Below are 18,677 nucleotides of genomic sequence, written 5' to 3' on the forward strand. Positions count from 1 at the left end.
TGAAAAACAAGGTATACAATCTACGTGTGATGCTATACCTTGCCCTGGCATATATTCATTTATAATTACTTGGTCTGGGATTTCATTAAAAATATTTTGTTTATAAAGCATATCAGCTATAACCTGTAACCACTTAGGTAAGAGACCTAAATAATATGATGGATCTATAATACGGCTTTTATAATCATATTTATAACCATAATGCTGAACTCTCCGTTTCAATTCAGTAATCCACGAACAGCTATCTATTACTTTTATTAATTCATGCTCTTGTTCCATGGTTATATATTCCGTAATATATTCCAGTCCTGGAACAATTACTTGTTCATCAAAAATGCTAAGCTGATTCATAATTTAAACTCCCAAGTAGCAAATTTAGAGTAAGTCTCAATCGCACTTTCATCTTGATGAGTCATAGTATGGATATATTCTGGGTAATCTTTTGGATCAAATTTATATTTGATCGGCTTTGATATCCGTAGCTCCTGCGACAATTCCTCAAATCTGAATACGCTATTATAAAAATCATTGTCTACTATAGTAATTAAAATCACTCCCAAGTTCTTTAGTATATAAGATGCAGAGGTTATAAAATTACGAACAAGAACATAATTTGGATTTAAGCTTTCTATTTGGTCTCTACTTCCAGAATGAGGGAATTGAAAAATGATTGTATTAAAAGAATTCTGATTAAAAGTTTTATGTAATTTAGTTGCATCTATATTATGCAATACATTTACTCCAAATTTTCTAAGCGAAGATACATTCAATTTAGCTGCGTCTGATAAATCATCATAATCTTCATATGTAGAAGTAATACATCTAGGAAGCTGTTGTAATTTTTTCATTAAGCTAATAGTGAAGCTTAAATTTCCTTCTCCAACTAAAAGTGAATCGCTTGAATTAATACAAGAAATAAAGTCATATTTTGTTATGCTTTTCATAAGCATCCAAAGCTTAGAATCTAAAACCTTTAATTCTTTATTATACTGATAATTTCCTAGTTTTATTTGTTGCAACTTTAGGCTTAATACGTTTGTTTGTAATTCCAGTATTTTAAATGCACAGTCAAAATCTTCTTTATTTATCATAATAACCTTAGTAATATTACAGGTATCATATCACTATAAATACCTTATACTAATCCTGTTATAATATTTCTTTTTAACGTTTTTTGTAAAATAACTTGAATTTTAAATAGAACATGTGTTGGCGGAGAGAGAGGGATTCGAACCCTCGATACGGTATGACCCGTATAACGGTTTAGCAAACCGCCGCCTTCGGCCACTCGGCCATCTCTCCGGTTATGGCTTTACTTTATATCAGCTAATAAGCAAAATTTCTAGAATTATTTTATAATTTTTCTAACTAAATATTATCAAAATCATTTTCCAGATTTACAGAATCGCCAATAATCAAAGCTTCCGTATCGCAACCGGGCAGCCCTTTAAAGTTAATATGCCAATAGCTAGGTAAACCATCCCAGCTACGGGAATGTTTAATATATTTGTTAAAATGTTTAACCTTTGTTTCTATAGTTTTAATACCCGTATTATCGTTACAAATATTAAAAAGTTGTTCGGTTATGTAACAAATAGATTTGGTATCATTTTTATATTTACCTATTAGGTATTCTACAATTTCGATCCGCTTTTCTAAGCTAAGATGATACGAATCTGAAAGTAATAATTTTACAAAACCGTCTTTATCGTCACAAATATTAAAAAGTTTTACGGCTGTGGGATAAATAGATTTAGTATCCTCTTTATATTTATCTATTAGGTACACTATAATTTCGTTTCGTTTGTTTAAGCTAAGATGACAAGAATCTGAAACCAAAGATTTTACAAAACCATCATTATCACTACAGATACTAGATAATATTTCTGAATGTTCTTCGCTAAGATTATTAAATAATTTCTGATATTTTACTAAAAATCTATTCCAAGTTATTGCTTCAATATCGACAAAATTATTATAATTTTTAGGCCGGTAATCTAAATTATAATGCTCCAATGGCACTATAAAATTGAGGTGATCTAAATTTTGATGAAAATTTTGTAGTTCTTCAAAATATGCAGCCATAAAAATGATCGTATACTGAGTAATAGCAGAATCTACAAAATAAAATTGATAAATAAATTTGATGATATTTGATATATCTGCTACTAACTCGCTGTCTAGTTTTCTAATATCATTTACTATATCACCTATATATTTTAACTCTTCATCCGTGTGATCTGTATATTTAATATTTAAATCTTCAAGGGTAATAACTTTCCCTTTGGCTATTTTATCTATTATCGTATAGTTTTTAATTATAGGTTCTTCATAGTTAGCAATAATATAAATTGCCGGATTATATATATCTTTGAAATTATTTTGCAGCATATTTTTTACTGCTTTTACCGTATTTTGATTTAGGTAATCAAGCTCTAATATATGAATATTGGTAAGTAATAAACTTGCATGCTTTATTTTATCAAAAGGAATAACATACCACGGATATTCACCTTTTTTAACGTCTCCCTTAATAAGAGCAATTTTGTTGTAACATTCTTCTTTTAAAAATGTATCATTAGTATCTGTTAAAGCTAAATTTTTTAGCTCTGTTATTCCCTCATTTCAATAGCTCCGCCAATCGCTAGTTAACAATTCTAGCAATTGCTTAAAAAAACTAAAACTAATTTTCATATAATAATATTGTTGAGTTAATTTAAAAGTTTTATAAATCAGAAGTTATTAGAGGCGTTATTTGTTAACGTTATCTAAAAAATTCTGTAGTTCTTCTAAATTACTTATATTACTTAATTTGTATGGATAATTAATTTTTCGGAGCATATTTGTTAACACATTTCCAGCACCTATTTCAATTATATTAGTGACTTCTAAGGTGTTAAATAGCTCTAAAGTTTCACGCCATCTAACTCGTCCGCATATCTGAAGAATTAAATTTTGTTTGATTTCTAGAGGATCGATAACAGATTTTGCGGTATAATTCTGAATTACTGGTATTAGAGGTTGGTTAATTATTGTTTTATCAAGTGCTATTTGCATTTTATCTTCTGCCGGCTTCATTAAACTACAGTGAAATGGAGCACTGACTTTCAGCTTTATCGCTTTATAACCTAAATCTTTAATTATACTAATAGCATAATCTATAGCTGTGGTCTTGCCGCTAATAACTATTTGCCCTTCAATATTATCGTTGGCTATTTGGCATAAATTTATTTTGTTGATATCTTCTAATAGTTCTTCAAGCTTTTGAAGCGGAATATTAATACAAGCAGCCATAGCTCCCTCGCCTTCAGGGCATGCTTCTTGCATAGATGTACTACGTACATGAAGTAGTTTTGCAGTATCTGTAAGGCTAATACTTCCGGTGCTACATAAAGCACTATATTCACCTAAAGAGTGACCGGCAACATAATCGCAAAGACTATCCAAATTTTTACCGGTTTCAGCTTTGATAATATTTATTATTGCCATAGATACTGCCATTAATGCCGGTTGTGCATTAGTTGTTAAGGTAAGTTTTTCAGAGGGTCCATTAAAAATTATATCGGTGAGTTTTCGGTTTAATACTTCATCAATGATTTGAAAGGTTTCTTTTGCGGGTTTAAAATTATCGTAAAAATCTTTTCCCATACCGATCAATTGCGACCCTTGACCGGGGAAGATAAAAGCTGTTTTCATATTTTGTATTATCGATTGAGTTTATTAATAGATTTTATTAAAATTTTCTAAAATAGTCAAATTATTTTAAACATTTCAAAACTGTTTTTCAATTGTTACGCTACATAAGATTTTTACAAAAGTATTAATTTTTCTTAGCTTTATAACTTGATTACCTTCAACTAGTAATATAAAGTTAAACTAAGAAAATATAAACAAGGAAATTAGTTATGAAGTTAAAAGAATATTTTGAAAAGTTAGAAAGTACAGCTTTTGGTCCATGGCTTGCTGCATTTAAGGAATTATTTAGTAAAGAGGAGCTAAATGGTGAACTATCTGAGGTGCAGGATAAAAAGAAAAAGGAAGAAAAATTTTTCGATAATGTCAAACAAGCATTAGATAAAATACAAGTCAATATGGAAATAATTAGATTAATAGAACCTGAGAATAGTACAATATCTGATAATACGGAAACATTTATTACTGATTTTAAATCAGTAAATTTTTCTATGCTATCACGTATTAAACATCAAAAGTTATTATTAGAGCAGAAAATTAAGGAAGAAATATCAACTAATTATAAGGTAGTTATTTTATCTAATAATGTTGTTAAAACAAATAAATTAGGATTAGAGAAATTAGAAAAAGGACAAAAATTTGATTTGCAAACAAAATGTGAATTTAAAGATAATAAAATTTATAAATTAAACGATCAACATTTTGTAAAAATTAAAGATGAACTTTTTAAAATAAATGAGTTACCAAAAGAATTTGAAAAAGCTACACATGTAATTTTAGAATATAAAGAACAAATAGTACCTAGCCTTAGAGTAATTACTAATCTTCAATTAGAAAAATTTGCAGAATTTATATTAAATCTTCCGGAAAATCGTTTAGAATATTACAATTATTTTTTAGTAGAAGAGGAAAAAGATGGATATTCTAAGATTGATGCTTATAAAAAAGTTGTTAATAAAAGTAAATTAGTTGAAAAATTTCAAAACTCAGATAAATATAATTATGAAAAAATAGAAAAAAATGTTTATGAATTACAAGCTTATTTAGGTTCGTATGAAGATAATTGTGAAATTCTTAAATCTGATTTATTAGGGCAAGCTTATTATTCATAATACATAAATTATTATACTTTATATCTATTTTAAGAGTAGTGGTTTCAACAAAAATCTTATTAAAATTGAAATAAAAAATATTTAAGTTGAAATTTAAATAAATGTTACTACTATTATGTAGTATCAACTAAATTCTATGAAATTAATGATGTTTGACCGGTTAAATATCTTGTATCCTCTGTTAATAAGTATTTTTATCTTTCTTATTGTTATCTTTATTTCTAAAATGACAAGATATAAAAAAACCTTAAAAGAAGAAAATTTAAGTATTATTCAATTTTATCTGGATAAAAAATTTCTTCATAATCATTTGAATAAAAATCTTAAAAGTCCTAGAGCTGAGAATTATGCTGATTCTTTTTTAGAAAATATCAAATCTTATTTTAAATTAGATGATATAAGAATAATTTCGCAGGAAGAACTAGCAAATGATCAGGAACTCAGTAGTTTATTTAAAGACAAGCTAGAAGAAGTTGCTATATCATTTTTAGATGAAGCAAAAAAGGATTTAACAGCATTGTATGAGGTACTACATAGTAATAAGGATTCTCAGGATAAAGAAGAGCATAGATTATATGTATATTTACCACCGGATCAAATAAAGAAGCAAGATGCTAAAAACCTTATTTATATAAAATCCCCTTATAAATTTACTAAAGATGAAATTGAAACACTGGATATTTACATACATCTAGTGCAGCTATTTAATAATACTGCTTCGGAGGAAGCTAAAAAATAATTAACTTGCTCTTCTAGCTATCTAGCTATTTCATTACGAATACGATCTTTAATATATGGCCACTCGTTACGTTCTGCAAGCTCTAAGTCATAATGAGATTGCAATGAATTTTAGTTTATGCTTAAAAATATAGTAAAGCCTAGTTGACTTTTTAAACTAGTAAGTTAGAATTCTTGCAAGAATAGCAGTAATGTTATTCCGGGGTGTAGAAACCCCTAAGTCCAAAGCGGTATGCATCAACCGCAAAATGATGTAATCCTCGACTCTATTAAGGTCGGGGATATTTTAGGTATGTCCAGAGCTTAGAGCTCTGCTTTAAGCTTAAAACCCATTATAGCTGACTTTGGACAGTTTTTCTACCTCCCCGACCACCAAAAATTATGCTCATTGGCGGTTAAAAAACTTAAAGTATTTCAAAATTTGCACAGTCTGTTATATATTTTTTCCATCTGTGGCAGTTAATTTCAGTCCGTGACAATTTGTCATGACCTTACTTTTTTATTCATTTAATCTTTGTTTAAGCTTACGTCAATAAGCACCAGCATTAGGACTATCAGTCAATGACCCTACTACATCGACTACTGAAAACCACAAAATATTTTAAATAAATTTAATAACTTGTATTAGAAATAAAAAATCTTTTATTATAATTAAACCATTAGTTTAAATAAAATAAGTTATCAATTGACTTTTAAAGGAAGTTAGATATAAACTTTAACTGAAATAGCAAAGCGCTATTTCGGGGTTTCAAAGCCTTTTGTAAACGTGGTTGGTATCTACCATTGAATGATACCATCCTCAACTTTATTACGGTTGGGGTGATAATAGCATATGTCCAAGATATAAAATTTAATTTTATATCTAAAAGCTATTATAAACTGTCGTTTACGGTTTCTTTGAACGCCCCGACCACCAAAGTTAAACTTCGGTGGTTGAAACTTGAGCAATTTAAGTTTAATCAATTGGGAGTAATTACATGTCAAATCAACATAAAAAAACCTTATCTGAAATCACATTAGACTTTATTGAAAAAGAAATAGAAGATCTACAAGCTGAGAGCGTACTTTTACTAGCAAAACCTCTAATAGAAAACGATATAGAAAGAATAGAACAACGTTTAACTGAACTAGAAAGAATATTTAGTAATGATTTATAGACTTAAAAATATCATCATCCCATTTTATTAACTACCTACTATAAAAATAAGCACTAAGATAATTTACAGTAACCATTATGATAAATAGTACAAAACTGTAAGGTTTCTATACCTGTTTCATCATGTAATAAAACCATTAATGTAGAGGAGTTGATGCTTTAAAAGGAGGGAGAACATACATAACCACACCCGCCAATATTAGCATGATTATTCCTAGAATAATACCTACTATATTGAAGGCATTTATAAAAGCAATATTAACCTCCTGAATTAATTCGTGAGCAGATGAAGGTGGTAGTTGTTGAGCAATAATTATTCCTTTGCCAATTGAGTCACGAGCTATTTCTGCCATTGATACAGAAACACCGTGAGGGATTACTATATTGTTACTATATATAAAAGACGTAATACTCACAATAACAGCTATACCTAATACATTACCTAATTCATATGCTGTTTCTTGTAGTGCTGCTGCACCTCCGGATCTCTCTGCCGGCACTGCATTCATCATAACTGTTACGGTGGTAGAGAGGCATAGACTACTTCCTATACCAAGCAGTCCAAGATATATAGTATTCGATAGTAAATCTCTATAGTCTAATATACTAGGTAAAATCAATGATATAGTAGTAAAGATAAGCCCACTAAATATTATTACACGTGCGGTAAATCGTGTGAGTAAATACGGCATAACTAAAGAAGCAATTAAAGCAAAAACTGCTGCAGGCAACATATAAAGACCTGCATGCAAAGGACTTAACCCTTTGATAAACTGTAACCATAAGGACATGAGATACATTATGGATCCTAAGACACAAGTAATCAGCAAATAAACTATTACTCCTATACTAAAATTGCTAATTAAGAATAAACGCATATCCACTAATGGATCATCATTTTTAAGTTGACGTAAGGTAAATATTATTAGTAATACAATACCAATTAAGAGCATTCCGCCGGATGCTAGATTCATAATACCGTATTTAGCCAACATCTTAATGCCTTGAACTAAAGCTGCCATACCAAAAAATGATTGAAATACTCCTATCCAATCCCATGGCTCATTACTAGGATTAGATGATTCAGGAATCCAAACTATGCCAAAAGCAATAATTACTAATGCAATAGGTGTGTTTATAAAAAATGCAAATTGCCAACTTAAAAGCTCAACCAATACTCCTCCTAGTACGGGTCCTATAGCTGCTCCTACGGTTGCCATTATTCCCCACACGGATATTGCGATCATACGTTCATGTGTATTAGTAAAAATATTACACAATATGGATAAAGTGGAAGGCATAATCATTGATCCTCCTAACCCAAGTAAAGCACGACATAATACTAATCCCCATGAGTCATCAAATACATAAACTAACATTGAAGCGATGGAAAAAACTAAAAGCCCCCAAAGTAGTAATCTTTTACGACCAAATCTATCTCCTAGTGCACCTGCGGTGATTAGAAGACCTGATAATACTAATGCGTATGCATTGATTATCCATAATTGTTGTAAATTAGATGGTTTTAAATCAAGGATTATAGTAGGCATAACAGCATGCAAGATTGTAGCATCCATCGATACTAAAAGTAAGCAAACGCTTAAAATAATTAAAATATGCCATCTAAATTTATAAGACGGAGATGATGAATTATCTTTAGCGATATATTCAGTTTGTGAGAATTGTGATACCATATGTGATAAGTTATTTAATAAGGGTTTTACTAAATCTATCTTTTTCAGGAAAATAGGACTGTTAACAGTCCTATGTCAATTCAGTTGGATTTGCATACAAGAATCAAGACCTATAATTAATAGGAGAGCGACGAGTGACATAGTAGGCGAATCCAAATCAATTAACTATAACACAAGTAAACTTAACATCTAAGCACCACCTAGTATGGAAGTCAAGATTTAACCTTACAAGCATAATAAAATAAATAAAATTTGATTTTTCTTTCTTAAGCTTATATTTTAATTGATAAGTTTATAATATGGAAATTTATGTCAAATACAGATAAAGAAAGAGCCATTGCCGCAGCACTCGCACAAATCGAAAAAAGCTACGGTAAAGGTTCGGTAATGAAACTAGGGCAGCGTCCGAATGTTGATATAGAAGCCGTATCAACAGGTTCACTTGGGCTTGATATAGCCCTTGGGATCGGCGGCGTTCCTAAAGGTAGAATAATCGAAATTTTTGGTCCTGAAAGCTCAGGTAAAACTACTCTAACATTGCATTTAATTGCTGAAGCCCAGAAAAAAGGAGGCACATGTGCTTTTATTGATGCTGAGCATGCCCTTGACCCTGCTTATGCAAAGAAACTCGGCGTAAATATTGATGAACTTATCATTTCACAGCCTGATACAGGTGAACAAGCCCTAGAAATTGCCGATACTTTAATTCGCTCCGGCGGTATTGACATGGTAATAATAGATAGTGTTGCGGCTTTAGTACCAAAATCAGAGATTGAAGGCGAGATGGGTGATGCCCAAATGGCTTCTCAAGCAAGATTAATGAGCCAAGCTTTACGTAAACTTACCGCATCAATTAATCGTACTAATTGTATTACTGTGTTTATCAACCAAATTAGGATGAAAATAGGTGTCATGTTCGGTAATCCCGAAACTACGACAGGCGGAAATGCTTTAAAGTTCTATGCTTCTGTTAGGATAGACATAAGAAGAATTGGCGCGATTAAAGATAAAGAGGAAGTAATAGGTAGTCAAACTAAAGTAAAAGTAGTTAAGAATAAAGTATCACCTCCGTTTAAAACCGCAGATTTTGATATAATGTACGGCTCAGGTATTTCAAAAGAAGGTGAAATAATTGACCTTGGCGTTAAGCTTGATATCGTCGAGAAATCAGGTTCATGGTTTTCTTATAATAATGTACGTATCGGTCAAGGGCGTGAAAACGTCAAACAATATTTAAAAGAACATCCTCAAATTTCCAACGAAATTGAGAAAATAATACGTGAAAGATCGTCAAAAATTACTATAAATCTTGATCAAGCGGAGGAAGAAAATGATTGATTTAACAGGTAAAACTTCCTTAATTACAGGAGCTTCAGGAGGCATAGGCGGAGCTATAGCTAGGCTACTGCACAAACTCGGAAGTCATGTAATTATTAGCGGTAGTAATGAGGAAAAATTAAAAGCCCTTGGAAATATTTTAAAAGATAATTATACAATAGAAATATGCAACCTTGCAAATAAGGAAGAATGCAGCAATTTAATATCTAAAGCATCAAAGCTAGATATTTTAGTGTGTAATGCCGGTATTACTAGCGATACATTAGCAATTAGAATGAAAGATGAAGATTTTGACAAAGTTATTGATATTAATTTAAAAGCAAATTTTATTTTAAATCGTGAAGCAATAAAAAAAATGATGCAAAACAGGTATGGACGCATTATTAATATATCTTCAATAGTAGGAGTTTCAGGTAACCCTGGGCAGGCTAATTATTGTGCTTCTAAAGCAGGTTTAATCGGTATGACCAAATCGCTCTCTTATGAAGTTGCAACTAGAGGAATTACGGTTAATGCAGTAGCTCCGGGATTTATTAAGTCTGATATGACTGATAAACTGAACGAAAAACAAAGAGAAATGATAGTGCAGAAAATTCCGCTAGGCACTTACGGTATGCCGGAAGACGTGGCAAACGCGGTCGCATTTTTAGCAAGCGATCAAGCATCTTATATTACAGGCCAAACTATCCATGTAAACGGGGGGATGTTAATGGTGTAAAATTTTGTGCTAGCATAAAATAATTTTTTGTGCTAGAAGTTCTTTTAAAGATAAAATGCTGTGAATATTTTAAATAAATATTCATACAGTTATAAATAAAGCCTAATAGCTGAATAACCGCTATTATACGGCATATAAAATTAAATGATTTATGGAGTTCAAATTATGAGTACAACGGGCAAGATCGAACAGAAAGTTATTGAAATGGTTGCTGAAAAGCTAAATAAAGATAAATCGATAATAACTACGGATTCGCGATTTATAGAAGATTTGAAAGCCGATAGCCTTGATACCGTAGAGTTAATGATGGCAATAGAAGTTGAATACGGTATTGATATACCTGATGATGAAGCCACTAAAATTAAAACTGTATCCGATGTTATAAAATATATCAAAGAACGCCAATCTTAATCTGCATAAATTAAATCCCTAATAGATAATTAGAAATGTCGAATCAACGAGTAAATAAAAGAGTAGTTATTACCGGACTTGGACTTATTACTCCTGTTGGGCTTAATGTTAGCTCATCTTGGAAAAATATTGTAACCGGGGTAAGCGGAATAAAAACTATTACGGCATTTGACACTTCTAAACTTGCGTGTAAAATTGCCGGACTTATAGATGACTCTGAGAAAGATGGATTTAAACTTGAAAATTTTACACAGGCAGATGACGTTAATAGACTAAGTAAAATGGATAAATTTATCCATTACGGAGTAGCAGCCGCAACCGAAGCAGTTGAAGATAGCGGCTGGTTACCCGAAGATGAAAAATCTCGTGATAGAACCGGCTTGATATTAGGTTCAGGAATCGGCGGACTTAAAATGATCGAAGATACCTCTATCAAACTTTATCAAGAAAATAACGGCAAAGTTAGTCCTTTTTTTATTCCAGCCTCATTAATTAATCTTTTATCCGGTCTCGTATCCATAAAATACGGTTTTAGCGGTCCGAACCAAGCAGCAGTAACCGCTTGCTCTACAGGAGCACATGCTATAGGTGATGCTATGCGTATGATAAAGCACGGCTATGCAGACGTTATGGTCGCAGGCGGCGCAGAAGCTCCCGTTACACCTGTCGGAGTTGCCGGTTTCGTGGCAGCTAGAGCTCTTTGCACTAAATATAACGATAATCCTGAAAAAGCATCAAGACCTTGGGATAAAGACCGCAGTGGCTTTGTTATGGGTGAAGGAGCAGGTGTTGTAGTCTTAGAAGAATATGAGCATGCCATAAATCGAGGGGCTAAAATTTACGGTGAAGTTATAGGATACGGCTCGACAGGTGATGCTTATCATATGACTGCTCCACATCCTGAAGGTAGAGGGGCTTATAGAGCAATGAGAGACGCAATGCTAGATGCAGCTGTCACTCCAGATATGATTAATTATATTAATGCACACGGTACTTCTACTAATCTTGGCGATGCAATTGAATTAAACGCTGTTCAAAAATTATTTTTAGAAGCGAATCCCCAAATTTTGATGTCTTCTACTAAATCATCAATAGGACATTTGCTTGGTGCAGCAGGAAGCGTTGAGTTTATCTTTTCAGCTCTTGCAATTAGAGATCAGATTGCACCGCCAACCTTAAACTTAGACAATCCTATGGATGAGGTTAAGATAGATTTAGTAAAATTAAAAGCTAGAGAAACTAAAATAGATTATGTGCTTTCCAACTCGTTCGGATTCGGCGGCACTAATGCTAGTTTAGTGATTAGAAAGGTTTAGTTTAAATCATTGTCATACCGTGGCTTGACCGGCTTTGTTGCATGGCTGTTTATGTCATTCCCGCGTGGGCGAGAATCCAGGGTAAAGCGAACTTTTAATTTCAAAAATTTGCTGTATTTATATTTTTTTTTCTGGATTCCCGCCTACGCGGGAATGACATCGAGTGGGTTTTGCGAGCCATGCAGCAATGCCAGCTTGACCACGGTATCCAGCTTAAAAATGCTAAAAAATATATATTCTAAATTGTTTTCTGGATACCGTGGTCAAGCCACGGTATGACACCATTATGACCCCAATTTATTACATTAAAGACGGTAATCTAAGTTTTGCGGATAAAGTAATTTTATCTGATTTAGAGCTTTATTTATACAAAGGCGATAAGGTTTGTCTTATAGGTCGTAACGGCTGCGGAAAATCAAGCTTAATGAAAGTAATATCAGGTGATTATGAGCTAGATAACGGTGAACTATTTCAAGATCCCGCAATTACAACCGGCTATTTAAGACAAGATATTTCAATAAAGACTAATCTAACTGTTTATGATTTTGTCTTACAGCAGACAGATAGTACAAAAGAAATAGATAAATATCAAATCGATATAATCCTAGAAAAATTACAAATCAGCGGAGCGGATAACTTATCCACCTATTCAGGAGGTCAACTTAGAAGAGCAAGCCTTGCTAAAACTTTAATATTAGAGCCGGAAATATTATTACTTGATGAACCAACCAACCATCTAGATATTGAAACAATAGAATGGTTAGAAGAATTTGTTAAATCCTATAACGGTGCTATTATTTGTGTTAGTCATGATAGGACATTTCTCTCAAATGTTACTAATAAAATTTGGTGGCTTGATCGAGGAATTTTGCATAAGTCCGATAAAGGATTTAAATTTTTTGATGAATGGCAAACAATTATAATAGAGCAAGAAGAAGCTGCGTTACGGAAATTAAATAAAAAACTATCTCAAGAAAATGAGTGGTTAAATGCCGGCGTTACCGCTAGACGTAAGCGGAATCAAAAAAGACTTGCAGAGTTAAAATCCTTAAGAGCAATAGCACGTGAACATACTGAGAAACTAGCTAATTCAAAACAGAGAGTTAGGGCGGAACTTGCCGAGAATATAGCTAAAAGCAAATTTATTATCGAAGCAAATAGTATTACATTTAGTTATAACAATACTAATATTATCGATAATTTTACTTTTCGTGTAAAAAAAGGCGAAAAAATTGGCATAATCGGTGCAAACGGCTCAGGCAAATCTACCTTTATTAAATTACTGACAAAACAACTTACACCTGACTTGGGTAAAATTATATATGGCGGTAATTTAGATATTTCATATTTTGATCAACATAGAGAAAAATTAAACCTTAGCCATACATTACAACAAACTTTATGTCCTACAGGCGGTGATCAAGTATTTTTGCCGAACAATAAAACCATGCATGTTGCCGGTTATTTAAAACAATTCATGTTTGATCCTAAACTACTTAATGCAAAAACTGCTATTCTATCAGGCGGTGAAGCTAATAGATTATTACTGGCAAAAATGCTAATTAACCCAGGGAATCTTTTAATTTTAGATGAGCCGACCAATGATCTCGATATGGATAGTCTAGAAATTTTACTAGATATACTTGCAGATTATTCAGGTACTTTAATCGTAGTTAGCCATGATCGTGACTTCCTCGATAGGTTAGTTACTAGAACTTTAGTCTTTGCTCAAGGTAAAATTCATGATTTAACAGGAGGTTATGAAGATTATAAACAATATTTTACTACGACTCCTATAGTCAAAAAAGCTTCAAAGCCTCTCCCCTTAATTTCTCAAAAAGACCCCACAAATAAAAAATTATCTTATAAATATCAGCGTTTGCTCGAAACATTACCGAATGATATTGAAAAGCTAGAAATATCAATCAATAACCTAGAAAAAGAACTCGAAGACGTTAATCTATATTTAGATAATTCTCAAAAATATAACCGCATTACTAGCCAATTAATTAATGATAAAAAGAAACTAGATGAGTTATTAAATCAATGGCTAGAAATACAAAATTAATTTTTATTAAAATTTTCTTGACTTAATTATTAACTTTTGTTAACATTTCGTGGATTATGGAAACATATATAAAAGGTTATTGTGAGTAAAGTTACAAATAAAGAGTCTACACAAGAAGAAAAAACAATTGACCCTCAAGCCCTTAATGATATCAAAGCTATTCTTGCTCAAATTACCGCTACTAATAATCCTGCAGAATTAAGTAGATTAGCAAGTGCAGCTCGAAATATTAAAGCCGATAGTTCTTTTATTAATGGTATAGCAGAAAAAGTAGAGGCTATAGCATTAAAAAAACAAGAACTAGCAGAAAGCCAGCTTAATTCTGAAATTACTCAAAAAGAGCTAGAACAGCTAGAAAAACAAAGAGAACGGGAAGAAGCAATAATAAAATATAAAATGGAAGGTGCAAGGCAAATTCAAGAACTTGGTGCTATCCGTGATAGATTTAAGAGAAAATCAGAAGAGTATAAAAAATTATCTCCTCCTATAGCAACAATGGTTAGAATAAATGAAAGTGGAGAAGAGATAATCGATGAACAGGCGATTAATAAAAATATTTTAACTAAAGAAGAAATAGACGAGCGTAGACAAAAATTTGCAGAACTTACAGAGGAACAAGAACAAGTAAATATAATAGTTAAAAAAGCTAATGAAGAAAAAGAGATTATAGAAAAAGAGATTAATGATTTAACTGAGAAATTAAAAGATAAAAATTTATTACCTGAACAAATTAAGGAATTAGAAGAGAATTTAAAAGTAAAGAAAGAAGATCTAGCAGTTAAAAACACTGTAGTAAAAGAAGCTAAAAAAGTTCAGAAACACGTTCAAGAAGAAATAGAAAGTGTTAAGGTATTTCACCAAGAAAATCAAGAAAAAATAAATCAGCTTGGAGATGCTATAGAGAAATCAAAAAATACTCTAGATCCTAACAAACATCAAGAATTTAAACAGAAACATTCTTTACTCAATAACCAACAGGATTCAATAGTCAATAATAAAAATTTAAGCACTGAAGATCAAGATGTACGTAAAAATATATGTAGTAAAATTAATACTCAACGTGAAGCCGATAGAATAAAAGATTCTTTAAATAACCCTCTAGTTACTCCAAAGAATCCCCAAGTTGAGCAAAGTAATCAAGTTCAACAAAAAAAACTAACTAACGCACGAATAAGATAAAATTTAATAAATAAAATATAGGAGAAAATATGAGTAAACAAAGTGATATGGATACATTAGCAGCATTACAAAGCATTAAAGCTAAAACAACAACTTTATCAACCGAAATAAAATCTAAACCTATGAACAATATGGTCAGCTCACCTAATGGTACCGGACCAACACATCATTCAGTGTATCACAATTCTGATCAACTGAATAATGATTATGAAGCTCAACAAACAAAACTTGCCGGCAAAAGTGCTAAAAAAGGCGGCTGCGAAATAATGTAAATTATTACATCTTAAATAATTTACCCTGAAAATTAGAAGTACAGCCTCTAATTTTCAGGATAAGAAAAATTTTTTTGCTCTTCATATAATTAAATATACCAAAAATATTGACATACGGATTTAGTTAAGCTTATCTTATACTAACGCAAATAGCGAATTATTTTTGTAATTTGCTATCCTCGGTTATTTATATAGGTTTATACTATGAGCGAAAAACCATTAAAAGCTCTTTTAATTCTTGGCATTGATGAAAAACTTTCAAGCGAAATCAAGAAATTATATAACAGAAACGACTGTTTAATAATTGGAGATGGAGTAAAAGATATTTCAATAGCTGATATAAAAACAGAGCTAAAAGCAAAAAATTTTGTGCTAGATAATACTAGAATTGATATTTGTGCTCACGGTATACAAAACCAAAAAAATAAAAAACAACATTCTATATGGCTCAAAGATCAAACACTCACAAAAACACAGGATGTCTTTGCTGATTTAAGAAAAATTAGCGATAAACCTTTAAATGTACATTTGTGGGCTTGTCACGGTAGTACTGCTAATAAAGATGCAATATCCTTAGGTAATGGTTCTAGCTTAACTACTCATGTTGAATCGGATTACAGTAGTTGGAATGAGCTAGCCGATTTTTCTCTTCAAAAATCTCTTAAGCGGTATTTTGATGCAAAAGAATTAACGCCTGAAGAACAATTTATAGTTGATTTTCCGGAAAATTTTGAGACTATGACTTTTTCTAAAGTCGAAAATGATGATAATATCATTAAATATAAAACTACTCGTTTTTTAAAAGATGATAGCATTAAAGGCTTAGTATTCTTTCTTAAAAAAACCCTCAAATTACATTAGAAGAAATAGTAAAAGATGATATTGACTTTAATAAAGAATTATTTTCTAAAAAATTACCTAAAAATATAGAAAATATTATAAAAAATACAGAAATTAAGCTAAATAATAAGCAAATCCAAGATTATATAGGAGGAAGATTAATCCATGCAGTTCAAAAAGAAATAATAAATGAAAACGAAGAGGTAATTAGCGAATTATTGAATCTACTAAAAAATAAAGGGTTTGTAGATTTAAGTTATCGTATAAATAATATACCTTTATTGCATTATGCTATAGAAAATAGTGAAATTTTTAAACAATTTATAAAAAATACTGATGACGTTAATATTTCTAATGGCTATGGAGATACAACACTAATTCGAGCTGTATTAAGCAAGAATAATGAATCAGTTAAAGAGTTACTATCACACCCTAATGTTGATGTAAGTAAAAAAGATCATGAAGGGAAAACATCATTAGATTTAGCTATAGAAGGGAATGAAAAAGATATAGTAAAAATTTTTCTTGAAAATAAGAAATTTAGCATATTAGATCTTAAGCTCGAAAATAGAAAAAAAGCTTTGGAAGTAGCCATGGAATATGGTTTTAATGTAAAACCGCCTATCGACCCTAAACCTGTTCTTACACCTAAACCACCTGAACCCAAGCCTCGTACTATTATACCACCTAAAGCTAAACCTAGAACTACCACTCTAACAGTATCTACAGCTACAGTAAAACCGCCTATCGCTCCTAAACCTGCTATTCAAGATAAGCAGCCTGTAACAAAAACTCGTACCGACGTTTCCCCCTAAACCTAAACCAAGAACAACAATACCTAGTGCTGCTCCTAACATGATCACAAAACCTCCAATAGCTCCTAAGCCTATTCTTACTCCTAAAAATGTAGTAACCGAGGCTAAACCTGAACCTAAGCCTCGTACAACTATTACTCCTCCGGTAGCCAAGCCTCGCCTAACTCCTTCTGCTCCTAAACCTAAACCACGGAGTCCGCATGGTAGAGGTTAAATAGTATTTGCTCTTTCAGCTATAATAATTTCATGTATTTTTTTAAGCGCATCATCAAAATCATCGTTAGTAACTACATAATCATACTCATTAGCGTGTGATATTTCGTTTTGTGCTGACTGCATACGTAATTTTATTGCTTCTTCATTATCGGTTGCTCTATTTCTTAAGCGTTGTTCCAGTATTTCGATACTAGGAGGCAATACAAATATAGCAATAACATTAGTAGCATTTTTCTTAATACTCCTTGCTCCTTGCCAATCAATATCAAATAAAACGTCCAAGCCTTGATTTAATAACATTTCGACATATTCTTTAGGCGTACCATAATAATGGTCGTATATTTTAGCATATTCAAGGAATTGATTTTGCTTAACTAATTCTTCAAACTCAAGACCTGTTTTAAAATAATAATTTATACCTTCTATTTCTCCTAAACGAGGTTTTCTTGTAGTCGCAGAAACAGATAAACGCAAATTATTATCTATTTTCAATAATTCTTTAGCTAAACTTGATTTACCTGTACCTGAAGGAGAAGATAAAATTATAATCAGCCCTTTATTGTTTGTTATCATATTGTAGTTTTTATTTGTTAGGTACTTTTCTTTTTATCACCTCATCCATAGCACAATTAAAATATTTTGCTATTTTTAAAATAGTATCTATTTCAGGATTAAATTCGCGATTAACTTCTGCTCTCATAATTCTGCTAACGGTCGTGTAAGGGATATCAGTAACCTGAGCAAGATATTTGCGATCTATCTTTTCTTGTTTTAATTTTTCTTCTAAAAATTCTTTTACCTTAGTAGCAAGCGCCATATTAATAACCTCTGAATAAATAAAGGATAGTATACGAAGTTTGTTGAGTATTACTAGCCTTGTTACATGGATCGGAAAACCTACTCAATGTCATCCCCGCATAGGCGGAGCTTTGTTGCATGGCTCGTTTTATGTCATTCCCGCGGAGGCGGGAATCCAGCATAAAGCGAGATAAATCGAGCTTTTAATTTTAAAAATTTGCTGTATTTATACCTTTTTTCTGGATCCCCGCCTACGCGGGGATGACAATTGAGTAGATTTTCCGATCCACGCGGGAACGACATCGCACAGGTT

General features: G+C 31.7%; 20 protein-coding genes, 1 tRNA gene and 1 pseudogene. 14 read left to right on the forward strand and 8 right to left on the reverse strand.

Annotated features, from left to right (window positions below):
* The 5 genes from AC1Z7D_RS00645 to fabD all read right to left on the reverse strand — a co-directional run.
* Positions 1 to 351 (reverse strand): 2OG-Fe(II) oxygenase family protein (locus AC1Z7D_RS00645; protein ID WP_482601267.1); only part of this gene is annotated, 351 nt, incomplete at its 3' end.
* Positions 348 to 1,091, reverse strand: a complete 744-nt coding sequence (locus AC1Z7D_RS00650) for a class I SAM-dependent methyltransferase (RefSeq protein ID WP_482601268.1) — start codon at positions 1,089 to 1,091, stop codon at positions 348 to 350. The genes AC1Z7D_RS00650 and AC1Z7D_RS00645, both read right to left, overlap by 4 nt.
* Before the next feature lie 119 nt (positions 1,092 to 1,210).
* A tRNA-Ser gene (locus AC1Z7D_RS00655) sits at positions 1,211 to 1,302 on the reverse strand.
* A 66-nt stretch (positions 1,303 to 1,368) separates the two neighbouring features.
* A complete protein-coding gene (locus AC1Z7D_RS00660) occupies positions 1,369 to 2,391 on the reverse strand; it encodes a hypothetical protein (RefSeq protein ID WP_482601269.1) in 1,023 nt (340 codons plus the stop codon).
* 360 nt (positions 2,392 to 2,751) lie between these two features.
* On the reverse strand, positions 2,752 to 3,696 hold the full coding sequence (gene fabD / locus AC1Z7D_RS00665) for an ACP S-malonyltransferase (RefSeq protein ID WP_482601270.1): 945 nt from the start codon (positions 3,694 to 3,696) through the stop codon (positions 2,752 to 2,754).
* Positions 3,697 to 3,905: 209 nt separating this feature from the next.
* Here fabD and AC1Z7D_RS00670 point away from each other — a divergent pair, with 209 nt between their 5' ends.
* The 3 genes from AC1Z7D_RS00670 (at position 3,906) to AC1Z7D_RS00680 (ending at position 6,700) form a co-directional block, all read left to right on the forward strand.
* On the forward strand, positions 3,906 to 4,805 hold the full coding sequence (locus AC1Z7D_RS00670) for a hypothetical protein (RefSeq protein ID WP_482601271.1): 900 nt from the start codon (positions 3,906 to 3,908) through the stop codon (positions 4,803 to 4,805).
* Between the two features lie 226 nt (positions 4,806 to 5,031).
* Positions 5,032 to 5,544: a hypothetical protein gene (locus tag AC1Z7D_RS00675; protein WP_482601272.1), complete on the forward strand. Its 513-nt coding sequence runs from the start codon at positions 5,032 to 5,034 to the stop codon at positions 5,542 to 5,544.
* Positions 5,545 to 6,520: 976 nt separating this feature from the next.
* Positions 6,521 to 6,700, forward strand: a complete 180-nt coding sequence (locus tag AC1Z7D_RS00680; protein ID WP_482601273.1) for a hypothetical protein — start codon at positions 6,521 to 6,523, stop codon at positions 6,698 to 6,700.
* 136 nt (positions 6,701 to 6,836) lie between these two features.
* Here the strand turns inward: AC1Z7D_RS00680 and AC1Z7D_RS00685 are convergent, their stop codons facing one another.
* Complete coding sequence (locus tag AC1Z7D_RS00685) at positions 6,837 to 8,393, reverse strand: MFS transporter (protein ID WP_482601274.1); 1,557 nt, start codon at positions 8,391 to 8,393, stop codon at positions 6,837 to 6,839.
* A gap of 74 nt (positions 8,394 to 8,467) precedes the next feature.
* Between AC1Z7D_RS00685 and AC1Z7D_RS00690 the strand changes: the two are divergent.
* The 11 genes and pseudogenes from AC1Z7D_RS00690 to AC1Z7D_RS00740 all read left to right on the forward strand — a co-directional run.
* Positions 8,468 to 8,565 (forward strand): annotated as a pseudogene (locus tag AC1Z7D_RS00690) (palindromic element RPE2 domain-containing protein); the annotation flags it as partial.
* Positions 8,566 to 8,702: 137 nt separating this feature from the next.
* Positions 8,703 to 9,731, forward strand: a complete 1,029-nt coding sequence (recA, locus tag AC1Z7D_RS00695; protein WP_482601275.1) for a recombinase RecA — start codon at positions 8,703 to 8,705, stop codon at positions 9,729 to 9,731.
* Positions 9,724 to 10,449: a 3-oxoacyl-ACP reductase FabG gene (fabG, locus tag AC1Z7D_RS00700; RefSeq protein ID WP_482601276.1), complete on the forward strand. Its 726-nt coding sequence runs from the start codon at positions 9,724 to 9,726 to the stop codon at positions 10,447 to 10,449. Before recA ends, fabG begins: the two co-directional genes overlap by 8 nt.
* 165 nt (positions 10,450 to 10,614) lie before the next feature.
* A complete protein-coding gene (gene acpP, locus AC1Z7D_RS00705; protein WP_482601277.1) occupies positions 10,615 to 10,860 on the forward strand; it encodes an acyl carrier protein in 246 nt (81 codons plus the stop codon).
* Between the two features lie 35 nt (positions 10,861 to 10,895).
* Positions 10,896 to 12,176, forward strand: a complete 1,281-nt coding sequence (gene fabF, locus AC1Z7D_RS00710; protein ID WP_482601278.1) for a beta-ketoacyl-ACP synthase II — start codon at positions 10,896 to 10,898, stop codon at positions 12,174 to 12,176.
* A gap of 286 nt (positions 12,177 to 12,462) precedes the next feature.
* Positions 12,463 to 14,244, forward strand: coding sequence for an ABC-F family ATP-binding cassette domain-containing protein (locus tag AC1Z7D_RS00715; protein ID WP_482601279.1), 1,782 nt, complete (start codon positions 12,463 to 12,465; stop codon positions 14,242 to 14,244).
* Positions 14,245 to 14,325: 81 nt separating this feature from the next.
* Entirely contained in the window at positions 14,326 to 15,423 is a 1,098-nt protein-coding gene (locus AC1Z7D_RS00720) for a hypothetical protein (protein WP_482601280.1), read from the forward strand.
* 29 nt (positions 15,424 to 15,452) lie between these two features.
* Positions 15,453 to 15,695, forward strand: coding sequence for a hypothetical protein (locus AC1Z7D_RS00725; RefSeq protein WP_482601281.1), 243 nt, complete (start codon positions 15,453 to 15,455; stop codon positions 15,693 to 15,695).
* A 204-nt stretch (positions 15,696 to 15,899) separates the two neighbouring features.
* On the forward strand, positions 15,900 to 16,556 hold the full coding sequence (locus AC1Z7D_RS00730) for a hypothetical protein (RefSeq protein ID WP_482601282.1): 657 nt from the start codon (positions 15,900 to 15,902) through the stop codon (positions 16,554 to 16,556).
* 140 nt (positions 16,557 to 16,696) lie between these two features.
* Positions 16,697 to 17,350, forward strand: coding sequence for an ankyrin repeat domain-containing protein (locus AC1Z7D_RS00735; RefSeq protein ID WP_482601295.1), 654 nt, complete (start codon positions 16,697 to 16,699; stop codon positions 17,348 to 17,350).
* A gap of 40 nt (positions 17,351 to 17,390) precedes the next feature.
* Positions 17,391 to 17,564 carry a hypothetical protein gene (locus AC1Z7D_RS00740; protein ID WP_482601283.1) on the forward strand — a complete coding sequence of 58 codons (174 nt, stop codon included), beginning with the start codon at positions 17,391 to 17,393 and terminating at the stop codon, positions 17,562 to 17,564.
* On the opposite strand, the gene gmk is transcribed toward AC1Z7D_RS00740, so the two are convergent.
* Positions 17,561 to 18,139, reverse strand: coding sequence for a guanylate kinase (gene gmk / locus AC1Z7D_RS00745; RefSeq protein ID WP_482601284.1), 579 nt, complete (start codon positions 18,137 to 18,139; stop codon positions 17,561 to 17,563). The genes AC1Z7D_RS00740 and gmk overlap by 4 nt on opposite strands.
* A 10-nt stretch (positions 18,140 to 18,149) precedes the next feature.
* A complete protein-coding gene (locus AC1Z7D_RS00750; protein WP_482601285.1) occupies positions 18,150 to 18,383 on the reverse strand; it encodes a helix-turn-helix transcriptional regulator in 234 nt (77 codons plus the stop codon).
* Positions 18,384 to 18,677: the final 294 nt, after the last annotated feature.

This window comes from Rickettsia sp., assembly GCF_965035265.1.

Bases quoted from the DNA above. Each gene is read 5' to 3' on its own strand.
- recA (WP_482601275.1), top strand. From the start codon at position 8,703: ATGTCAAATACAGATAAAGAAAGAGCCATTGCCGCAGCACTCGCACAA.
- AC1Z7D_RS00715 (WP_482601279.1), top strand. From the start codon at position 12,463: ATGACCCCAATTTATTACATTAAAGACGGTAATCTAAGTTTTGCGGAT.
- AC1Z7D_RS00725 (WP_482601281.1), top strand. From the start codon at position 15,453: ATGAGTAAACAAAGTGATATGGATACATTAGCAGCATTACAAAGCATT.
- AC1Z7D_RS00680 (WP_482601273.1), top strand. From the start codon at position 6,521: ATGTCAAATCAACATAAAAAAACCTTATCTGAAATCACATTAGACTTT.
- acpP (WP_482601277.1), top strand. From the start codon at position 10,615: ATGAGTACAACGGGCAAGATCGAACAGAAAGTTATTGAAATGGTTGCT.
- AC1Z7D_RS00740 (WP_482601283.1), top strand. From the start codon at position 17,391: ATGATCACAAAACCTCCAATAGCTCCTAAGCCTATTCTTACTCCTAAA.
- AC1Z7D_RS00660 (WP_482601269.1), bottom strand. From the start codon at position 2,391: ATGCTGCAAAATAATTTCAAAGATATATATAATCCGGCAATTTATATT.
- fabF (WP_482601278.1), top strand. From the start codon at position 10,896: ATGTCGAATCAACGAGTAAATAAAAGAGTAGTTATTACCGGACTTGGA.
- AC1Z7D_RS00675 (WP_482601272.1), top strand. From the start codon at position 5,032: ATGACAAGATATAAAAAAACCTTAAAAGAAGAAAATTTAAGTATTATT.
- fabG (WP_482601276.1), top strand. From the start codon at position 9,724: ATGATTGATTTAACAGGTAAAACTTCCTTAATTACAGGAGCTTCAGGA.
- AC1Z7D_RS00685 (WP_482601274.1), bottom strand. From the start codon at position 8,393: ATGGTATCACAATTCTCACAAACTGAATATATCGCTAAAGATAATTCA.
- AC1Z7D_RS00750 (WP_482601285.1), bottom strand. From the start codon at position 18,383: ATGGCGCTTGCTACTAAGGTAAAAGAATTTTTAGAAGAAAAATTAAAA.
- gmk (WP_482601284.1), bottom strand. From the start codon at position 18,139: ATGATAACAAACAATAAAGGGCTGATTATAATTTTATCTTCTCCTTCA.
- AC1Z7D_RS00730 (WP_482601282.1), top strand. From the start codon at position 15,900: ATGAGCGAAAAACCATTAAAAGCTCTTTTAATTCTTGGCATTGATGAA.
- AC1Z7D_RS00670 (WP_482601271.1), top strand. From the start codon at position 3,906: ATGAAGTTAAAAGAATATTTTGAAAAGTTAGAAAGTACAGCTTTTGGT.
- fabD (WP_482601270.1), bottom strand. From the start codon at position 3,696: ATGAAAACAGCTTTTATCTTCCCCGGTCAAGGGTCGCAATTGATCGGT.
- AC1Z7D_RS00650 (WP_482601268.1), bottom strand. From the start codon at position 1,091: ATGATAAATAAAGAAGATTTTGACTGTGCATTTAAAATACTGGAATTA.